12 protein-coding genes and 1 tRNA gene are annotated in these 17494 nt (G+C 50.5%); 11 read left to right on the top strand and 2 right to left on the bottom strand.

Going from position 1 to position 17494, the window contains the following annotated elements:
• Positions 1-62 precede the first annotated feature (62 nt).
• A complete protein-coding gene (locus C508_RS0113700) occupies positions 63-1325 on the bottom strand; it encodes an amidohydrolase family protein (RefSeq protein WP_018704141.1) in 1263 nt (420 codons plus the stop codon).
• 166 nt (positions 1326-1491) lie between these two features.
• On the opposite strand from C508_RS0113700, the gene ppnP reads away from it, so the two are divergent.
• From ppnP to C508_RS0113755, 11 genes are all read left to right on the top strand, one after another.
• The gene (ppnP, locus tag C508_RS0113705; protein WP_018704142.1) at positions 1492-1809 is read left to right on the top strand and encodes a pyrimidine/purine nucleoside phosphorylase; all 318 of its coding nucleotides are present in this window, start codon (positions 1492-1494) and stop codon (positions 1807-1809) included.
• Between the two features lie 186 nt (positions 1810-1995).
• Positions 1996-4467: a PAS domain-containing hybrid sensor histidine kinase/response regulator gene (locus C508_RS18675; protein ID WP_169342534.1), complete on the top strand. Its 2472-nt coding sequence runs from the start codon at positions 1996-1998 to the stop codon at positions 4465-4467.
• Positions 4464-5555 carry a response regulator gene (locus tag C508_RS0113715; protein ID WP_018704144.1) on the top strand — a complete coding sequence of 364 codons (1092 nt, stop codon included), beginning with the start codon at positions 4464-4466 and terminating at the stop codon, positions 5553-5555. Before C508_RS18675 ends, C508_RS0113715 begins: the two co-directional genes overlap by 4 nt.
• A 57-nt stretch (positions 5556-5612) precedes the next feature.
• A complete protein-coding gene (locus tag C508_RS19590) occupies positions 5613-6593 on the top strand; it encodes a metallophosphoesterase family protein (RefSeq protein WP_018704145.1) in 981 nt (326 codons plus the stop codon).
• Between the two features lie 131 nt (positions 6594-6724).
• A complete protein-coding gene (gene queF, locus C508_RS0113725) occupies positions 6725-7222 on the top strand; it encodes a preQ(1) synthase (RefSeq protein ID WP_018704146.1) in 498 nt (165 codons plus the stop codon).
• 259 nt (positions 7223-7481) lie between these two features.
• Positions 7482-9320: an APC family permease gene (locus C508_RS0113730; protein WP_018704147.1), complete on the top strand. Its 1839-nt coding sequence runs from the start codon at positions 7482-7484 to the stop codon at positions 9318-9320.
• A gap of 179 nt (positions 9321-9499) precedes the next feature.
• Positions 9500-10903: an amino acid permease gene (locus C508_RS0113735; RefSeq protein ID WP_018704148.1), complete on the top strand. Its 1404-nt coding sequence runs from the start codon at positions 9500-9502 to the stop codon at positions 10901-10903.
• A gap of 392 nt (positions 10904-11295) precedes the next feature.
• Positions 11296-13020, top strand: a complete 1725-nt coding sequence (gene cydD, locus C508_RS0113740; RefSeq protein WP_018704149.1) for a thiol reductant ABC exporter subunit CydD — start codon at positions 11296-11298, stop codon at positions 13018-13020.
• Positions 13017-14738 carry a thiol reductant ABC exporter subunit CydC gene (cydC, locus tag C508_RS0113745; RefSeq protein WP_018704150.1) on the top strand — a complete coding sequence of 574 codons (1722 nt, stop codon included), beginning with the start codon at positions 13017-13019 and terminating at the stop codon, positions 14736-14738. The genes cydD and cydC overlap by 4 nt, the downstream gene beginning before the upstream one ends.
• Positions 14735-15532 (top strand): DUF2225 domain-containing protein, encoded by a 798-nt coding sequence (locus C508_RS0113750; RefSeq protein ID WP_018704151.1) that lies wholly within the window; start codon positions 14735-14737, stop codon positions 15530-15532. The genes cydC and C508_RS0113750 overlap by 4 nt, the downstream gene beginning before the upstream one ends.
• 63 nt (positions 15533-15595) lie before the next feature.
• A tRNA-Ala gene (locus C508_RS0113755) sits at positions 15596-15671 on the top strand.
• A 323-nt stretch (positions 15672-15994) separates the two neighbouring features.
• Here the strand turns inward: C508_RS0113755 and C508_RS18685 are convergent.
• The gene (locus tag C508_RS18685; RefSeq protein ID WP_018704152.1) at positions 15995-17080 is read right to left on the bottom strand and encodes a recombinase family protein; all 1086 of its coding nucleotides are present in this window, start codon (positions 17078-17080) and stop codon (positions 15995-15997) included.
• Positions 17081-17494: the final 414 nt, after the last annotated feature.

The following is a 17494-nucleotide window of genomic DNA, read 5'->3' on the forward strand; positions in this document are numbered from 1 at the left end:
TATTTTCCTGCTAGAATTATTTTTACTTTAAAGGGTACGGAAAATGGAGGGGCGGTGCAGCGTTAAGAACGCTGTTTGCCTGCAATGTAGCGGGTGGTGATGGCGGCAGCATTTTGGGTATAGAGAAAATGCTGCAACTGCTCTATGGGGGAAGCCGTTTGTAGGTGCTTGGCCGGCTGCAGAGCCAGCGCGTCCAGCTCATAGCCTTCTTCAAAGCTGCCGACTTGCCCGAAAAAGCGGCCGCCTCCTTTGGTGGCTAAATAGAAGGATTCGCTAAGGGTGAGGGGGTTCTGAGACACATCTTGTAAAAAGGCTAGCTTGGAAAGCTGTACAGCCCGAACGATGGCTTGGGGCATGCTGAAGGTGTGTCCAGCGCCGACATCGCTGCCTAGGCCTACCGGCACGTTTGCGTTTAGTAAGCGCCGCGCGGGCATAATGCCGCTGCCTAGGTTGAGGTTGGAATCCGGGCAATGCACCGCAAAGACTTGCTTTTCGCGCATGCGCTCCAAGGCGGTCTCGCTGAGATGCACGCAATGCGCCATCAGTGTCGGCTGTTGTCCGAATAAGCCGTAGTAGTCATAAACGTCATGATAGCCGGCTCGCTCCGGAAAGAGCTGGTTTACCCAGGCGATTTCTTCCTTGTTTTCGGACAGATGAGACTGTACCGGCAATTGATAGCGCGCCGAGAGCTGCCCCAGGCCTTGGAGAAGCTCCCGGCTGCAGGTGGGCGCAAAGCGCGGCGTGACGATGCCGCGTACCAACGGCCCTTTTGCATAGGCGGACAGAAAGGCCTCGGCGCTTTTCAGGGCTTGAGTCGTCTCTTCTCTAAGATACTCAGGGCAGTTACAGTCCATACTGACTTTGCCCACGTAGGCGCTTAGGCCGTATTTTTCCAAGGCGTGGCAAAGCAGCCGAGCGCTTTCCTCATGAATGGTAGCCCAGGTAACAACGCGGGTTGTTCCCTGGTGCAGCAGCTCGGCGGCAAACGCATCATATATTTCCTTAGCATACGCGGTGGCGGAAAAACGTTGCTCTTCCGGGAAGGTATATGTTTCTAGCCAAGGTAAGAGCGGCAAATCCAGTCCCAGACCTCGCTGGCGGAATTGTGCAGCATGGGTGTGCAAATCTACAAAACCGGGAATTAGCAAGTGGCCGCTGTAATCGGCGATGGGGGCGCCTGCGTACTTCTCCGGCAGTTCCGGCGTTAAGGATACGATGCGTCCTTGGCGAGCAACTAAATAGTGTTCCTTGTGGCAAGTAAACGAGGCGGCCGAGGGAGTATGAAGGAACGTTCCCTTTAAGATGATCAGATCCTTTTTGTTCATGAAAGATACACCTCCTTGCTAATTTTATGATACAGCAAATTGCTTTGATAATAAAGAAAGACTCTGTGATTGTATACAATTATGCAGGGGCAGGAGTATAAGAGCGGGTGGAGAATAACATTGACGTACAATAGTGATAACAGTAAATGTGGCGGAGGAGAAAATGATGAGTGAATTTGTAAATGTGACAGCGGTAAAAGAAGCTAATATCTATTTTGAAGGTAAGGTGACCAGCCGGACGCTGCTTTTTGCGGATGGCACGCGCAAAACGTTAGGCGTCATGCTGCCTGGGGAATATGAGTTCGGCACGGATGCGGCGGAATTAATGGAAATGCTCCAAGGTGAGATGGAGGTGCTGTTGCCGGGAGAAAGCGCTTGGAGAACGGTTAAAAGCGGCGACTCCTTCCGGGTACCGGCAAAATCTAAATTTCAGCTGCAGGTAAAGCAAGTGGCGGATTACTGCTGCTCGTATTTGCCGGAATAAAGTATATGAAGCAGGATTTTCGGAAGGAGAATCCTGCTTTTTTTTATCAGCGCTGCCTCTCTTCTCCTTGAAAACAAGAATAAATATTTGACTTTTCTGCCTATACAGAAGGGATTCAATATAGGAGCAAGGAATTTAAACGTAATAATGAAGGTGGAATTTTGCATGGAAAAGGAGGGGCCGCATATGCTTAAAAATGAGTGGAGCCGGTTGACGCCGGGTAAGATTGTTGCCGCATATGTGCTGGCGAGCTGGCTTTGGATTGCGGTTTCCGATCAGTTTTTGTACGCTCTGCCTTTTCCAGAGCATATGAAAACCTTAGCAGCGACAGCAAAAGGTACGCTCTATATCATTGTCATTGCACTGATGCTGTACGTTCTTTTGCGCGGCTATACCCGCGAACTGGAGCGTTCCGGGGCCAAGTTTGCCAAGGTGTTTCAACAAGCGGTCGATGTGATATTGATTGTTCGTATGCAGGATTTTCAGTTGCTGGAAGCGAGCTCGGCTTTTTTTTCAACTTTCGGTTATTCTCAAAGCGAAATGAGTCGGCAATCTTTTGATAAAGCTCGCATATGGCAAGATGGGAAGCAATGGCGGCAGCTTGTGCAAGCCTTGACGGACGAAGGTTCTGTGCGGGGGCAATTGGTGTCTTGGCAAACTAGGAGCGGTGAGCTATATTCTGGACGATGCTATGGCGATACGCTGGAACTGAATGACGAACCTTGCTTGATCTTAGTCTGGCATAATGTGACGGAACAATTGCAGGCGGAAGCGGCCCTGGTGGCTTCGCGCAACTATCTTGATAAAATCATTCAAGCGATTCCGGATCCTGTATTTGTCAAAAATCGGGCGCACCAATGGGTTCTTTTTAACGAAGCATTCTGCCGTATGATGAGCAAAGAAGCGGCGGAAATGCAAGGGAAGAGTGACTATGATTATTTTTCGGCGGAAGAGGCAAAGGTATTTTGGGAGCAGGACGAGCTGGTTTTCAGCAGTGGTAAGGAGAGTGTTAACGAAGAGACCCTTACCACTGCTAATGGCAACCAATGCACTATTGTAACCAAGAAAAGTCTCTATACGAATGAGCAGGGTGAGCCCTTCATTGTGGGCATTATTCGCGACATAACGCTTTTGAAACAAGTGGAAGAGAAGCTGCTTCAAGCTAAAAATGACCTGGAATGCAAAGTGGAAGAGCGCACGCAGGAACTGATGGCCATGAATGAAGAGATGATTGCTGTAAATGACGAATTGGTGAAAGCCAAGGAAGCGGCGGAAGCGGCCAATTTAGCGAAAAGCTTTTTTGTGGCCAACATGTCGCATGAAATTCGTACGCCGTTAAATGCGGTATTAGGCTTTGCGCAGTTGCTCCAACGGGATGAAACGCTTTCGCTGAGTCAAAAAGAGCATTTAGAACGCATTCATACGGCTGGAGAGCATTTGTTGCGTTTGATTAATGATATTTTGGAGATTTCGAAAGTCGAGGCTGGGCGTACGGAGTTGCAGCTGGCGCCTTGTTCGCTCGATAAACTTTTGCATGAGGTGGAGCAGATGTTCCGCCTGCGCTTAGAGGAAAAGGGACTGCGTTTTGTTCTGGAACGGGGCGAAGCCGTGCCGGAGAGAATTGTAACAGATGAAGGAAAGCTGCGGCAGATTTTACTGAATCTATTGGGTAATGCCGTGAAATTTACCCAAGAAGGATTTGTGGCGTTGCGCGTACAAGCCCAGGAAACCGGTGACGGCTATGTGCGTCTTGAGTTGGAGGTGGAGGATTCAGGGGCTGGCATGAACCAGGAAGAATTGGAGCAGCTCTTTAAGCCTTTTCAGCAGCTTCACGCCGGCAAGGTTCAAGGCAGCGGCACAGGGCTGGGGTTAGCCATCAGCCAGGAATATGCGAAACTCATGGGCGGACGAATTGTAGCGCGCAGCCAGCGCGACGCCGGCAGCTTGTTTACGCTGCAGGTACTTGTACAACAAGCTGGCGACGAGGAAGTCGCGCAGGAAGAGCGGCGGGTTTTGCGCGTTATAAACCAAAGACCGAAGGTGCTGCTGGTGGACGACGAGAAGGTGAATTGCGAGCTTTTGACACAGCTGTTGCGACCGTTAGGGTTTGAGACGCGGTGTGCGCGGCATGGGCAGGCCGCGCTGGAACTATATGAGTCATGGAAGCCGGATTTAATGCTTTTGGATATGAGGATGCCCATCATGGACGGGCATGAGGTTCTTAAGCGTATTCGGTTGAAAGAGGAACAAATGCCGATTATTGCTGTTACAGCCAGCAGCTTTTATGATGAACGGCGGAAGATATTTGACGAAGGCGCTAATGATTATTTAAGTAAGCCATTTCGAGAAGGGGAGCTGCTGAATAAAATCAAAGAAGCCCTTAAGTTGGAGTATGAGTACGCTGAAGAAGAACCGCTGCCATCCGAAAAGACTAATTTGGAAAAAATATGCCGTGAGGAGATTGCTGTTTTACCGCCAGAGCTTCGTAGCCGGTTGTATCAGGCGGTGGAAAGCGGGGACTACTATTTGACCTTGACTCTCCTAGAGGAAGTTAAAACAGTTGATAGTGAATTGGCGGAAAAAATGGTCAAAATGGCGCGAGCTTTTTCTTTTGAAACGATGTTGGAATTGCTGCAGCCGAAGGAGGAGCTTTCGTGAAACAAACGATATTTAATCGTCAACCGGTATTGCTTGTTGTAGATGATATGCCGGATAATTTAGAGCTTTTGGCGCGGATGTTTAAAGAAGAAGGCTATCAAGTGCGTTTGGCTCCTTCGGGGGCGTTGGCTCTAAAGGCCGTGCAGGTGCAGATGCCGGATTTGATTTTACTGGATATTAATATGCCGGAAATGAATGGTTTTGAGGTCTGTAAGCGCCTGAAGGAACAGGAACAGTGGCGACAAATCCCCATTATCTTTATTAGCGCCCTGGGCGATGCGAAGGCAAAACTGGAGGCTTTCGAAGCGGGCGGCGTAGATTATGTGACGAAGCCGTTCCAGTTTACCGAAGTTGAGGCGCGGGTACGCACGCATTTACAGTTGTATTTCTACCAGGAAAACCTGGAACAAATGGTAGCGGCGCAGGTCAAAGAGATTGCCGATACCCAGTTGAGCACCATCTTTGCGCTGGCCAAATTGGCTGAGTCTCGCGATGACGAAACCGGCGACCATTTGGAGCGGGTGCGTACCTGCTGCCGCTTGCTGGCGGAAGCCTTGCTGCAACTTCCGGAATGCGGGGAAGTAACGGATGAAAGTTTTGTGAGGACCATGGAGCAGGCCAGTTCGCTTCATGATATCGGCAAGGTAGGCATTCCAGACGGGATTCTCCTTAAGCCTGGTCGTCTGACCACGGCGGAGTTTGAAAAAATGAAAGAACACACTTTGATTGGCGCGCATACCTTGGAATCGGTGCGTGAACGGTATCCGCACAATATGTTTTTGACCACGTGTATTGAAATAGTGCGCTGGCATCATGAACGTTGGGATGGAGCTGGGTACCCGGACGGCTTGAATGGCGGCGTGATTCCGGTTTCAGCGCGTATTATGGCGGTAGCTGACGTATATGACGCTCTTCGTTCGCGTCGTTGTTACAAGGCAGCGTTAAGTCACGAAGAAAGCCGGAAGATTTTACAAGAGGGCAGTGGCAGCCAGTTTGATCCGTTGGTGATCAAAGCTTTTTTGACAGTGGAAGCGGAAATTGTGGCAGCCTATGAGGCCATTCAGGAAAGTAATTCGGATTATGAGTGAAAGTTACGGTGCGCGGCAGTTGCTGCGCGCCGTAACTTTTCTTAAGGAGGGAGAATTGTGAAACGTTGGCAGAGTGGGCGAGGACCGCTGGCATTTATTTGCGCGGCGGTATTGGGATTGTGCTTGTTGTCCTATTGGCTGCCCCAACCCAGAGCTGCGGCTGGTTATAGCCGTATTGTATTGCTTTCGGATGCGCACTTGCCGATGCGAACCGAAGTGGTACCGGATGTGGCGAAACAGCTGCGGATTGAAGAGGCCAAGAAAAAAGTGCTGCAAGACATCAATGGCTGGGACGATGCAGCGCAAGTGGCGGTGCTAGGCGATATTACGGCAGAGCGGGGCACAGCAGAAGAATATGCATATGCAGTTCGTTATTTTAGCGCCCTGAAAAAAACGCTTTGGCCTATTGTGGGTAATCATGACTACATATATGCAGACGTACTTTCGGAAAAGGGAAAACGCGTACGGGCGGATGCAAGAGAGCGCCAGGAAAAATTAGAGCGCTTTAAGGCGGCTTTTCATTTGCCGGAAGTGTATTACAGTAAACAAGAAGCAGGCTATTTGTTGCTCTTCCTTTCGCCGGACTCCCTGGACGGCAAGTATTTGACAGAGATTTCACCGCGGCAGTTGGCCTGGGCGCAGCAGCAGCTTGACGCCAATCCGCAGCTGCCGACCATCGTATTTTTCCATGCGCCCTTAGCGGGAACGCTAGCGTCCTATAATAAAGATGCCAATACTCCTAATTTTATCGCTCAGCCGGAAGCGGCGGTGGCGGAGCTTATTCAAAGGCATCCGCAAATTTTTCTTTGGGTATCAGGGCATACCCATACGCCGGCTACCAATGCAAGCTTTGCGTCGCCTGTAAATGTGTACGCTGGTCAGGTGACTACTATTCATAATGCGGATATGGATCGGGAAACCATCTGGACGAATTCGTTGTATTTATACCCGGACCGGGTGGTGGTCAAGACCTTTGATCATAAAAACGGGGCGTGGCTGACGCAACTGGAGCGCACGGTATATGCGCCGAAGCTTTGAAGCTTACTAGGCGAGATAGTAGCCGGAATTTTGCCGGAGTGCATCAATATGGATAGGCGAATTGACCGAAGTATGGTAAGATACTGGCAGATAGTCTGTGGGACTGCAAAACAAAGCTAGGGGAGAGACATATGTCGCGAAGCAAGGAAGAGTTGGCTGGAATCAGCCATTTAGGAAGCCAGAATACAAAGTATCAATACGCTTATGCGCCGGAGGTGCTGGAGGCGTTTGAAAACAAGCATCCAGGCAATGATTACTGGGTGAAATTCAATTGTCCGGAGTTTACCAGCCTTTGTCCGATGACAGGACAGCCAGACTTTGCCACTCTTTACATCAGTTATATTCCTGGTGAGAAGATGGTGGAAAGCAAGTCCTTAAAACTATATTTGCTTAGTTTTCGTAATCATGGAGATTTCCATGAGGATGTAGTGAACATTATCATGAAGGATTTGTTCAAGTTGATGCAGCCGAAATACATTGAGGTATGGGGAAAATTCCTGCCGCGAGGGGGCATTTCCATTGACCCTTACTGCAACATGGACAATGGCGAAGCAAAGTACGAAAAGCTCGCTTGGCATCGCATGGAGCAGCATGACCTCTATTGCATGGATAAAGTAGACAACCGTTGATGCAATTCGGACCTTGCCTGTAATTCGGGCAAGGTCCGTTTTCTTTCAATTTATAAAAAACGTTGCCAGCATGACTGCGCTAACGTGGTGCTGCGCCATAAAACCATAGTCTGTAAAATTGCGGAAAAAAAGAATAAATACGTCCTTGTTGACAAGATTTGGCTCTTTTCAATTGCTTGTAAACAGCATAAGATTAGAGCTGTTCTTTTTAACGGAAAAGTAATAGTTTTGTCAGTTGACGCGAAAGGGGTATGGGGTTATGCTGCGCACGTTGCGCTATTTGCTGATTGGCAGGCCGCTGCACAATCGCCAGGCAGCTCATGAACGTCTGCCCAAATGGAAGGCTTTAGCCATTTTTTCATCCGACGCGTTGTCTTCTGTTGGATACGGGCCGGAACAGGTTATCTTGACACTGGCAGCGTCAGGACTTTTAGTGTATGGATATTTTCAGGATATATTGTTGGCGGTGCTGGCTCTTTTGGCAGTAGTGACACTGTCTTATGTCCAAGTGTCGCGGGCCAATGCCGGCGGCGGCGGTTCCTACGCCGTGGCGAAGGCGAATCTGGGAGAGTATCCGGCGTTAATTGCTGCGTCGGCCTTGTTTGCGGACTATGTGCTGACCGTAGCGGTCAGCGTGTCCTCCGGTACGGATGCGCTGGTATCGGCGTTTCCCTCTTTCATTCCTTGGAGCGTAACCATTGATGTACTCGTTCTTTTCGGTATCTTGATGCTGGTCAACCTGCGGGGCGTTCGGGAATCCTCTAACGTTTTTGTTTTGCCTACGTATTTGTTTATTTTTGGCATTTTAGCTTTGATTGTTACAGGCCTTTATAGCGCTCTGACTGGTACGCAGCCAGTGGTGCCGCCTGAATCCATGGTGAAGCAAGAACTCGACTTGACGGTTATCGTGCTCATTTTGCGGGCCTTTGCCAACGGCTGCAGTTCCATGACGGGGGTAGAAGCTATTTCCAATGGCGTGCCCATGTTCAAGGCGCCGCAGACGGAGAACGCCATTCGCACGACCTACTGGATGTCCGGTATGCTGGCGGCTATGCTAGCAGGGCTGTCTTTTTTAATGATCCATTATCATGTGACGCCGATCGAAAACGTCACCATGTTATCTCAGATTGCTGAGGAGACCTTTGGTCGTGGCTGGTTGTATTATTACATTCAGCTGACAACGATGCTGATCTTGTATTTGGCGGCTAATACGGCCTTTAACGGTCTGCCGCCGTTGATGTCTCTTCTGGCTCGCGACGGCTACATGCCTCGTTATCTAAGCTCATTGGGAGACCGTCTTAGCTACTCGAACGGCATTATTTTGCTGACCGTTATTGCCGCTCTTTTGATTGTTCAATTCGAAGGAAATGTAGAGCATCTGATTTCTCTCTACGCCATCGGCGTATTCCTTTCGTTTACTTTGGCCCAGGCTGGTTTGGTATTGCATTGGCGCAAGGAGCGTTCTAAGGGCTGGCTGCACCGGGCGGCGCTTAACGGTTTTGGGGCGATTGTTACCGGCATTGTAGTGCTGGTAGTGGCGATCACTAAATTTACCTATGGCGCTTGGGTGGTGCTGGTATTCATCCCCATTATGGTATACTGCTTTAAAAAAGTGAACTCTCACTATGCGGATTTGGCGGAGCAGCTCCATTTGCCGAAGGAAGAGGCGAAATACCGTCAGCCCCTGGAAGGTCGCAATATCGTCATTGTTACCGTAGCTTCGCCGACGCGGGCGGTGGCGGAAACCATGCGCTATGCGCGCAAGATTGGCGATGAGGTTATTGCCTTGCACGTGGCGACCGATGAGAGTACCAAGGAGCGGGTGGAGAAAAAATGGCTGGAATGGGATCCGGGCGTACACCTGGTAACCGTGTATTCCCCATACCGTATGGTGCTGCATCGCATTGTAGCTTACATTAAAATACTTGAGAAGCAAAAGAATCCCGAAGATTACATTACGGTAGTTATTCCGGAATTTGAGACTCGCAAATGGTGGCATCGGCTGCTGCACAATCAAACAGGCTGGCTGCTGCGAACCATGTTGATCTTGGAAAAAGATGTTGTTGTGGCGACTGTGCCGTACCAATTGAAGAAATGACACCTGCCGCCGTCAAGTTGACGGCGGTTTTTCTTTCTTTTCTTATGTGTCGAAAAATGGTAAAGTATACAGTATTGCAGTTTGCAAATGGTTGACTTTACCAGAGAAAAGAAGGATAATTGTGAATACTGTGGAAACAAAAAGCGCTGCAGGCAATACACAAGGGGGTACAGTTCGCGGTGAAAGGAAAAGAATTTGAAGAGAATTTAGAACGAGGGTTAAAGGAAAGGCATATTCAGCTAATCGCGTTAGGCGGAGCTATTGGCGTAGGCCTGTTTTTAGGCTCGGCAACGGCGATTAAGACGGCGGGACCGGCGCTTTTACTATCCTATATTATTGGCGGCATTTTCATTTTATTTATCATGCGTTCTTTAGGAGAACTGGCGGTGGCGTATCCTGTCAGCGGCTCTTTTAGCGCTTATGCCAACAAGTTTATCGGCCCTTTGGCAGGCTATATTACCGGCTGGACCTATTGGTTTATGTGGGTCGTGACTTGTATGGCGGAGATTACGGCGGTAGGGGTGTATGTGCAATTTTGGTTTCCCGACGTGCCGCAGTGGATTCCAGCCATGCTGGCTTTGGTAGCGATGACCATTGTTAATGTGGTGGCGGTCTCCGCTTTTGGCGAATTCGAATTTTGGTTTGCTATGATTAAGATTATTACCATTTTGGTGATGATTGTCGTTGGGGCGATGATGATCTTTTTTGGTCTTGGCAACGACGGGATTCCAACCGGATTGACGAATCTGGTCTCTAATGGCGGCTTTATGCCGATGGGCGTTGAAGGGGTCGTCATGTCTTTGGTTATGGTGATGTTCGCCTATTTGGGTATTGAGCTGGTCGGCGTGGCTGCTGGCGAAGCCAGTAATCCGGAGAAAACCATTCCGGCTGCTATCGACAAGGTGTTTTGGCGTATTCTGGTCTTTTATGTAGGCGCTTTGGTCGTTATTATGAGCCTTTATCCTTGGAATCAGTTGGGGACCATCGGCAGTCCCTTTGTGTTTACCTTTAAGAAATTAGGTATTGCGGCGGCGGCAGGCATCATCAATTTTGTTGTGCTCACGGCAGCGCTCTCTTCCTGTAACAGCGGGATTTTTAGCACTGGCCGCATGCTTTACAATTTGGCGCTGCAGGGTAAGGCGCCGGCCTGCTTTGGCAAGCTGAGCAAAAATCGCGTACCTCTCAACGGCATTTTGGTGTCTTTTTGCTTCTTGTTTATCGGCGTAATTCTAAACTATTTGGTTCCGGCGCAGGTATTTGTTTATGTGACTAGCGTAGCCACGTCCGGCGCTCTTTGGGTGTGGGCTATTATTTTGATTGCGCAGATGCGCTTTCGTCAGAGCTTGACGCCCGAGCAAGTGGCGCAGCTGAAATACCCAGCGCTGTTGTATCCGGTGAGCAACTGGGCTACGTTGGCATTTCTAGTCTTTGTAGTCGTTGTCATGGCCTTTGACCCGGATACGCGCGTGGCTCTCTATGTAGCGCCAGCTTGGTTTGGTTTGCTTTTGGCCTGCTATTATGCATTTGGTCTGCATAAGCCAGCGGAAAAGCCTTTGGCCCGCGCGGCGGGCGATAGGAATTAAGGAACTGAAAAGAAAGCAATAACGGGCGGTCGAGAGAAGCGTGGTTTCTCTCGGCCGCCTTTTTAATGTACCATAAATTATATTTCGCGCTTTTCGCGGTTGGATAATAAAGTTTAGGGACGTTGCTAACGAACCGCGAAATACACGAAAAACGAGAAAGGGGTTTTAAAGGTTCTGGGGTTTCTGTATAAACGGCGGCATATCACGGCCACCGTAGCCTCGTTCGTTAAAAATCGCACCCCGTGACCCTCATGACTCCTCTGGTTCTCCCGAGACTCTTGTTTAAATCCGTTCAAAGACTATGTTCAATTCCTCGGAAAGATTTGACAAAAGGGAATTGTGCCATTGCGTCGAAAGGCATATTGTAAATGAATCGTATTTTGGAGGCAAAGATGGGACAAAAACAGTTGCTGCAAGAAGCGCTGTCGTATAAAAGTAAGTTGGCATTCTTGGGGGCGTCTAGTCTGGCCGGTGCGATTTTGGCGGTTGCTCAGGCGGCGCTGATCGCAGCACTTTTAGATAGCGTTTTTCTGCAAGGAAGCAGCTTGGAAGAACTACATGGGCAGTGGTTGTTTTTAGGCGGCGTGCTGTTGGCAAGGGTGTTGGCGTTTTGGGGCGGTGAAGCCTGTGGCTCGTATTTGGCGGCGGCTATAAAGACTTCTTTGCGACGGCGGCTGGCGGAGCAGCTTTTAGCTATGGGGCCAGTGCGCGGCGCTGGCGAAGCGACGGGCGAGTTGTTAGCCGTCTTGGGAGACGGGGTGGAGCACTTAGAGGCGTACTTTGTGCGCTATTTGCCTAGCCTTTTTGCGGCGGCAGCGGTGCCGTTGATGATTTTAGCGGTTATTACGCCGAGAGACTGGCCGTCGGCGCTTTTGATGTTGGTGACGGCGCCGCTTATACCTATTTTTATGACGCTTATTGGGCGGATGGCGCAGTGGCGCACTCGCAAACAATGGGATCGCCTGCAGCGCCTGGGTGCGCATTTTTATGACATGCTCCAGGGGATGTTGACCTTGAAGCTCTTTGGCCGCAGCAAACAAACGGTAAAAAGCGTTGCTGCGGCTAGCGAGGATTTTCGCGAAGTGACCTTGGATGTGTTGAAAGTAGCCTTCCTTTCAGCGTTGGTGCTGGAATTATTGGCGACGATCAGTACGGCCTTGATTGCGGTAGCAGTGGGCTTGCGTTTGCTCTATGGGACCATGGAATTTTACGACGCGATGTTTGTGCTTCTTTTGGCGCCCGAGTTTTACCAACCGCTGCGCCAGCTAGGAGCGCATTTTCATGCGGCCTTGGCGGGGAAAGCGGCGGCGGAGCGCATCTATTCGCTGTTGGAAGCGGAACAGATACATCAGCAGGAGCCGGAAACATGGCGTCTTGCCGGACCTGTCGCAGTGGCGCTGGAAGATGTGTCATTCGCTTACGAAGGCGGAGCAGAAGTGCTGCAGAACGTTTCGCTGCAGCTGCAGCCAGGAAAAATAACTGCGTTAGTCGGAGGCAGCGGCGCCGGAAAAAGTACGATCATGTCTTTGCTCTTAGGTATGATCACGCCTGCAGCAGGCTGCATTCGCATCAATGAACGCGTCTTGACGTCGGCTGGAGTCGATTCTTGGCTGCGGCATGTGGCGTATGTGCCTCAGCAGCCCTACTTATTTCGGAGTACTTTGCGCGAGAATATTCGTTTGGCCAAGCCGGAGGCGTCAGAGGAAGAAGTGGAAGCGGCGTTTGCTCTGGCGGGAGGAGCGGCGCTGGCGGCTGCCTTGCCCAAAGGGTATGAGACGATGTTAGGGGCGGGCGGCGTAGAATTGTCCGGCGGGGAAAGGCGGCGCGTGGCTTTGGCGCGAGCCTTTTTGGCGGATGCGCCGGTGCTGCTTTGTGATGAAGCGACAAGCGGTTTGGACCCAGAAAGCGAAGCCGCTTTGCAGCAATCTTTTGAGAGGCTTTGTCAAGGCAGAACGGTGCTGGTAATTGCGCACCGCCTAGGTACGGTGCGGCGAGCGGATCAAATTGCTGTTTTAGAAAGCGGCCAAATTATTGAGGCGGGAAATCATAAAGAATTACTGACGCAGCAAGGGGCGTATGCGGCGTTGTTGTCTGCTGCAAAGGGGGCGAGCGTATGAAGTCGCTGTGGACATTATTGCGCTGCGTGCCGAAGCCTTGGCTGAGTATGCTGCTGGCTCTGCTGCTGGCTTGGCTGACTGGTGCGGCGGGGCTGGGTCTGTTGGCTGCATCGGCTTGGGTGATCGCCATGGCGGCCCTGCATCCTTCCATTACGGTGTTGTCGCTAGCTATTGTGGGAGTGCGCTTTTTCGGGATTGCCCGGGCTGTTTGCCGCTATGGCGAGCGTTATGTCTCACATGATGCGACGTTTCGTATTTTGGCGCACTTGCGTGTCTGGCTGTACAAACGTATTGAACCGCTGGCGCCGTTTCATTTGGGGTCGCAAAGCCCGGCTTCGCTGCTGGACCGTTTGGTGGGCGATGTTGAAGTTTTAAAAGATTTGTTTCTGCGGGCGTTTTTGCCGCCGGCAACGGCCTTTTTTTCTTGCTTGGCTTTTGCTGCTTTTTCGTGGTTTTTTGTAGGTCCTTGGCCGGCTCTCGTGGTCTTGGGAGCCTACTTGACGGCAGCGGTGGTTCTGCCGCTGTGGTTAGGGAGCTCATGGCGGCGCGGCGCAGAAATTGTGGCAACGGAGCGGGAACGCTTGCAGACGGCGGCGGGCGATTTGCTGGGGGGGCTGGGAGAACTCTGGGCTTTTCGCCAAACTCAGGAGCAGGCGCAGCGCTTGGGCGCAGCGGCGCAGCGTCTGGCTATGGCACAGCGGAGGCAGAGCTTGCTTAGCGGCGCGGGAGAAGCGTTTGGTATGGCTGTAGGCTATGGAGCGTTATGGCTCTTGCTTTGGGGAGGCCTTCCCTTGGTGCGAAACGGGCAATGGTCTGGCGTGGATTTATCGGTGCTAGCCTTAAGTGTGCTGGCGTTGGGAGAATTTTTTCTGCTTATGCCTGCGGCTGCCCGTTATTTAGCCGATGGTACAGCGGCAGCTGAACGAATTTTGGAGACCGCCGCAAGGCAAAGACCTGAAAAAGGAGAAGCGGCTTGTGCAGGCGGCAAGCTGGAGGTGCGCAACCTGTCGTTTTCTTACGCAGACAGCTTGACGCCAGCTTTGCAGGATATTTCCTTTTCGTTGGAGGCAGGAAAGAGCCTTGCCGTTGTCGGGGCCAGCGGCGCTGGCAAGAGTACGCTGGTATCGTTGCTGCTGGGGTTTCGTCAACCGACAGGAGGAATTCTATCGATGGGAGGAACCGCGGCGGACTCTTGTTGTGAGGAAAGTTGGCGCAGCCATTTTGCCGTAGTACCGCAACAACCTTATTTTTTTCATTTGTCCTTAGCGGACAATTTGAGGGTGGCTCGCCCGGAAGCATCCCTAGATGAGCTGCGGTCGGCGCTGGCGCGGACGCAGATGCTATCCTGGCTGGACTCCGAGCCTCAAGGCTGGGAACGGTCCGTCGGCGAGGGCGGAGGCGGCCTTTCGGGCGGACAAAGGCAGAGACTGGCTATTGCCAGGGCGCTTTTGAAGGAGGCCCCGTATTGGCTGCTGGATGAGGCGACTGCCGGTTTGGATGCGCTGACGGCCCAAGAAATTATCGCTTTGATGCGGCTGGTAACGGTAGATAAAGGGGTCCTCTGGATAACACATCATCTGCAAGGGCTGGAAGCCGTAGATGAAATTTTGGTTTTGCAGCAGGGGAGCATTGTTGAGCGAGGCTGCATGAGAGAGCTGCTTGAAAAGCAAGGCGTCTTTTATCGTATGTGGATGACGGAGAAGGAAGCTTGTATTTGAATTTGCGGAAAAATCATGCTATGCTGATTCAAGAAGGTTTTATGGTGAACGTCAAAGCAAGGAGTGTTGAGACGATTATGTCGGAATATACCTATGTATCTCAGAAAAAATGTCCCATTTGTCAGAATGAGTTCGAAGCGACTCAGGTGAAAAGCCGAGTGCCCATGCGAGTGCAAGATACGGATTTTTGCACGCATTTTAAAGGGTTCAATCCTTACTTTTATAGTATTTGGGTGTGCAATCATTGCGGCTATGCCGGTGCGGACAGCTGGTTTTGTGAACCAGGACCGGCGGCGGTGGAAAAGCTTCGTACCTTTTTGTCCGGTCGCGAAGTGCATTTGGATTTGGGCGGAGAGCGGACCTTTGAAAAAGCGGTCAATGCCTATAAAATGGCAATTTTCTATGCCGAGCTGGTGAAGGCTCCGGCAAGCCGGTTGGGCGGGTTGCTCCTCAAATTGGCCTGGGTATATCGCCTGGAAAACAAAGTTGAGGAAGAACGCGAGGTATTGGAAAAAGCTGTAGTGGCGTATGAAGAAGCGTTGTCGAAGGAACGGATGCCGATCGGCAATATGACGGAAGTGACTCTGACCTATTTGGTCGGGGAGTTGCTGCGTCGTATTGGCAATTACCAACGAGCCAAGCTGTATTTTAATCAGGTGATTTCCAACCCCTTAGCTCGGGGAGAGCGTAATGTCTTTAAAATGACTCGTGACGCTTGGAATGAGATCCGAGAGGAAGAAAAACGGCAGAAAGAAGAAGCGGAAGCTCAAAAAGCGGAGAAAAACATGGCTTGAGCGGATTGTAATTCTTGTCGAACTTATGTATAATAAATCTCGTCGGTATCAGTGCCGCGTTTTGGGGGCGTAGCTCAGATGGGAGAGCGTTTGGTTCGCATTCAAAAGGTCAGGGGTTCGATTCCCCTCGTCTCCACCAAGTAATCTACCATCTATTGATAAAACGATTTTTATCAATAGATGGTTTTTGTTTTGCCCGAAAGTGCCGTATTTACGGCGCTTTCGGGCTTTTTTCTTTTCCTTTATAGGCGTTTTACAGGCCTTTTTCGGAGGGACGTTAACTTGCACCAGTTTTTGTCGGCGGCTTACTTTTAACGATTCTACCGCAAATCGTTAAAAGTGAACCGAAGATAGGGGTATCTTTTAACGATTCGCGAAAGGGGTGTGCATTGAACATTGTCGTTAAAGATAACCGTCAAGGCCAAAACAGCCCACCCGAAGGTGAGCCGTGGTTTTAAAATATTATGCTGTAATTTCCGAGCCGTTTTTAAACTTGAATGCCATCGTGCCATCCTGAGACACCGTGGCGGTGTCGGTGACAGCCAGCCATAATTTTTCGTCAAACTCGGTGAGGACAAGAGGGCGGCTTTTGATGTCCTTAATAAAACCATCGATGGTTTTTGCTTTGCCGAGTCTCTGGCGCTTGGTGGCTTCCAATTCATCTACACGCTCCGTAGCTTTGCGGTGGCGCTCAAGGTAGGCACTATTACGCTCTGCCCATTCTGATTGATTGACGGCGGTTCTGGCGCTTTCTAGGATAGCTTTGCGCGATAGCTCGCTTACCACTTCAATCTCGCGTAACAGTTCAACAAGTTCGGCGTCAATCGAAGAGGTGTCGCAGAGGACGCCCTGCGCCAGCCGGCAGTCTTCAATCAGTCCGGATCGACTACTCATCAGCTTATTGAAAGCGACGAGGAAGCGCATTTTAATCTCATCTTCGGTGAGGTGGGGCGTTTGGCAGCCGTTGCCGGGCTTGTCGAGCCTTTTATACTTGGCATTACACCGCCAGATTTCTTTGCGATACGTTTTATCACTCTTGTAGCTGCCCCATACCTTCTTGCCGAAATGTCCTCCGCAATCGGCGCAAACAAGTTTTGATGAGAAGATGCTCGTGGTGCTTGTAGGGCGGCCAAGGCTTTTTCTTCGCTCAAATTCAAGCTGAACTGCATCAAACTCATCAGGCTCGATGATAGCGGGATGACTATTTTCTACATAGTATTGCTGCACCTGGCCCGTGTTTTTGACCATCTTTTTAGTGAGAAAGTTAGCGCAGTAAGTTTTTTGCATAAGGGCATGGCCTTTATACTTTTCATTCGTCAGTATGGACTGCACCACGGTCGCCTGCCATTTCTTTTTACCGGCGGGTGACGGTATGTCGTGCTGTTCGAGGTGTTTGGCGATGGCAGAGAATGTCTTGCCCTCCATATACAGTCGGAAAATTAGCCGCACAATCTTAGCTTCGGCGGGGACTATCCTAGGAAGGCCGTTCTCACCTTTTTCGTAACCGAGGAAATGTGAATAGGGCAGGGTGAACTTACCGTCTGCCATACGCTTGCGCTGCCCCCAAGTCACGTTCTCCGAAATGGAGCGGCTTTCTTCTTGTGCCAGGCTGCTCATAATTGTAATGAGCAATTCGCCCTTGCTGTCGAAGGTGTAAATGTTTTCTTTTTCGAACCGTCATGGCTTGCACCAATATCGTTTTGTAAAGTTTGAAAAGTGCCGTTTCATGCGGCTTCGTGGGCTTTGCCACTGTGTATCGTTGAGTAGCGTATAGCAACATTTTGCCAATTTAAACACAAAACAAACACCAGCTTTTTCGGAATTCTGTAATAGTCCGAATTGGCTGGTGTTTTCTGTGCGTAATTTCATCATTCTGTGTAAAGCCTTCATTGCTCTATACCGGAAGCCAGCGCTTGGCTAATTGCCTCGGACGCCTTGGCTTTTGTTGAGTTAAAGATGTGT

This window comes from Anaeromusa acidaminophila DSM 3853, assembly GCF_000374545.1.
GTDB classification, from domain to species: domain Bacteria; phylum Bacillota; class Negativicutes; order Anaeromusales; family Anaeromusaceae; genus Anaeromusa; species Anaeromusa acidaminophila.

Excerpts from the sequence above, each read along its gene's own strand:
- C508_RS0113700 (WP_018704141.1), bottom strand. The coding sequence starts at position 1,325 with ATGAACAAAAAGGATCTGATCATCTTAAAGGGAACGTTCCTTCATACT.
- ppnP (WP_018704142.1), top strand. The coding sequence starts at position 1,492 with ATGAGTGAATTTGTAAATGTGACAGCGGTAAAAGAAGCTAATATCTAT.
- C508_RS18675 (WP_169342534.1), top strand. The coding sequence starts at position 1,996 with ATGCTTAAAAATGAGTGGAGCCGGTTGACGCCGGGTAAGATTGTTGCC.
- queF (WP_018704146.1), top strand. The coding sequence starts at position 6,725 with ATGTCGCGAAGCAAGGAAGAGTTGGCTGGAATCAGCCATTTAGGAAGC.
- C508_RS0113730 (WP_018704147.1), top strand. The coding sequence starts at position 7,482 with ATGCTGCGCACGTTGCGCTATTTGCTGATTGGCAGGCCGCTGCACAAT.
- cydD (WP_018704149.1), top strand. The coding sequence starts at position 11,296 with ATGGGACAAAAACAGTTGCTGCAAGAAGCGCTGTCGTATAAAAGTAAG.
- cydC (WP_018704150.1), top strand. The coding sequence starts at position 13,017 with ATGAAGTCGCTGTGGACATTATTGCGCTGCGTGCCGAAGCCTTGGCTG.
- C508_RS18685 (WP_018704152.1), bottom strand. The coding sequence starts at position 17,080 with ATGGCAGACGGTAAGTTCACCCTGCCCTATTCACATTTCCTCGGTTAC.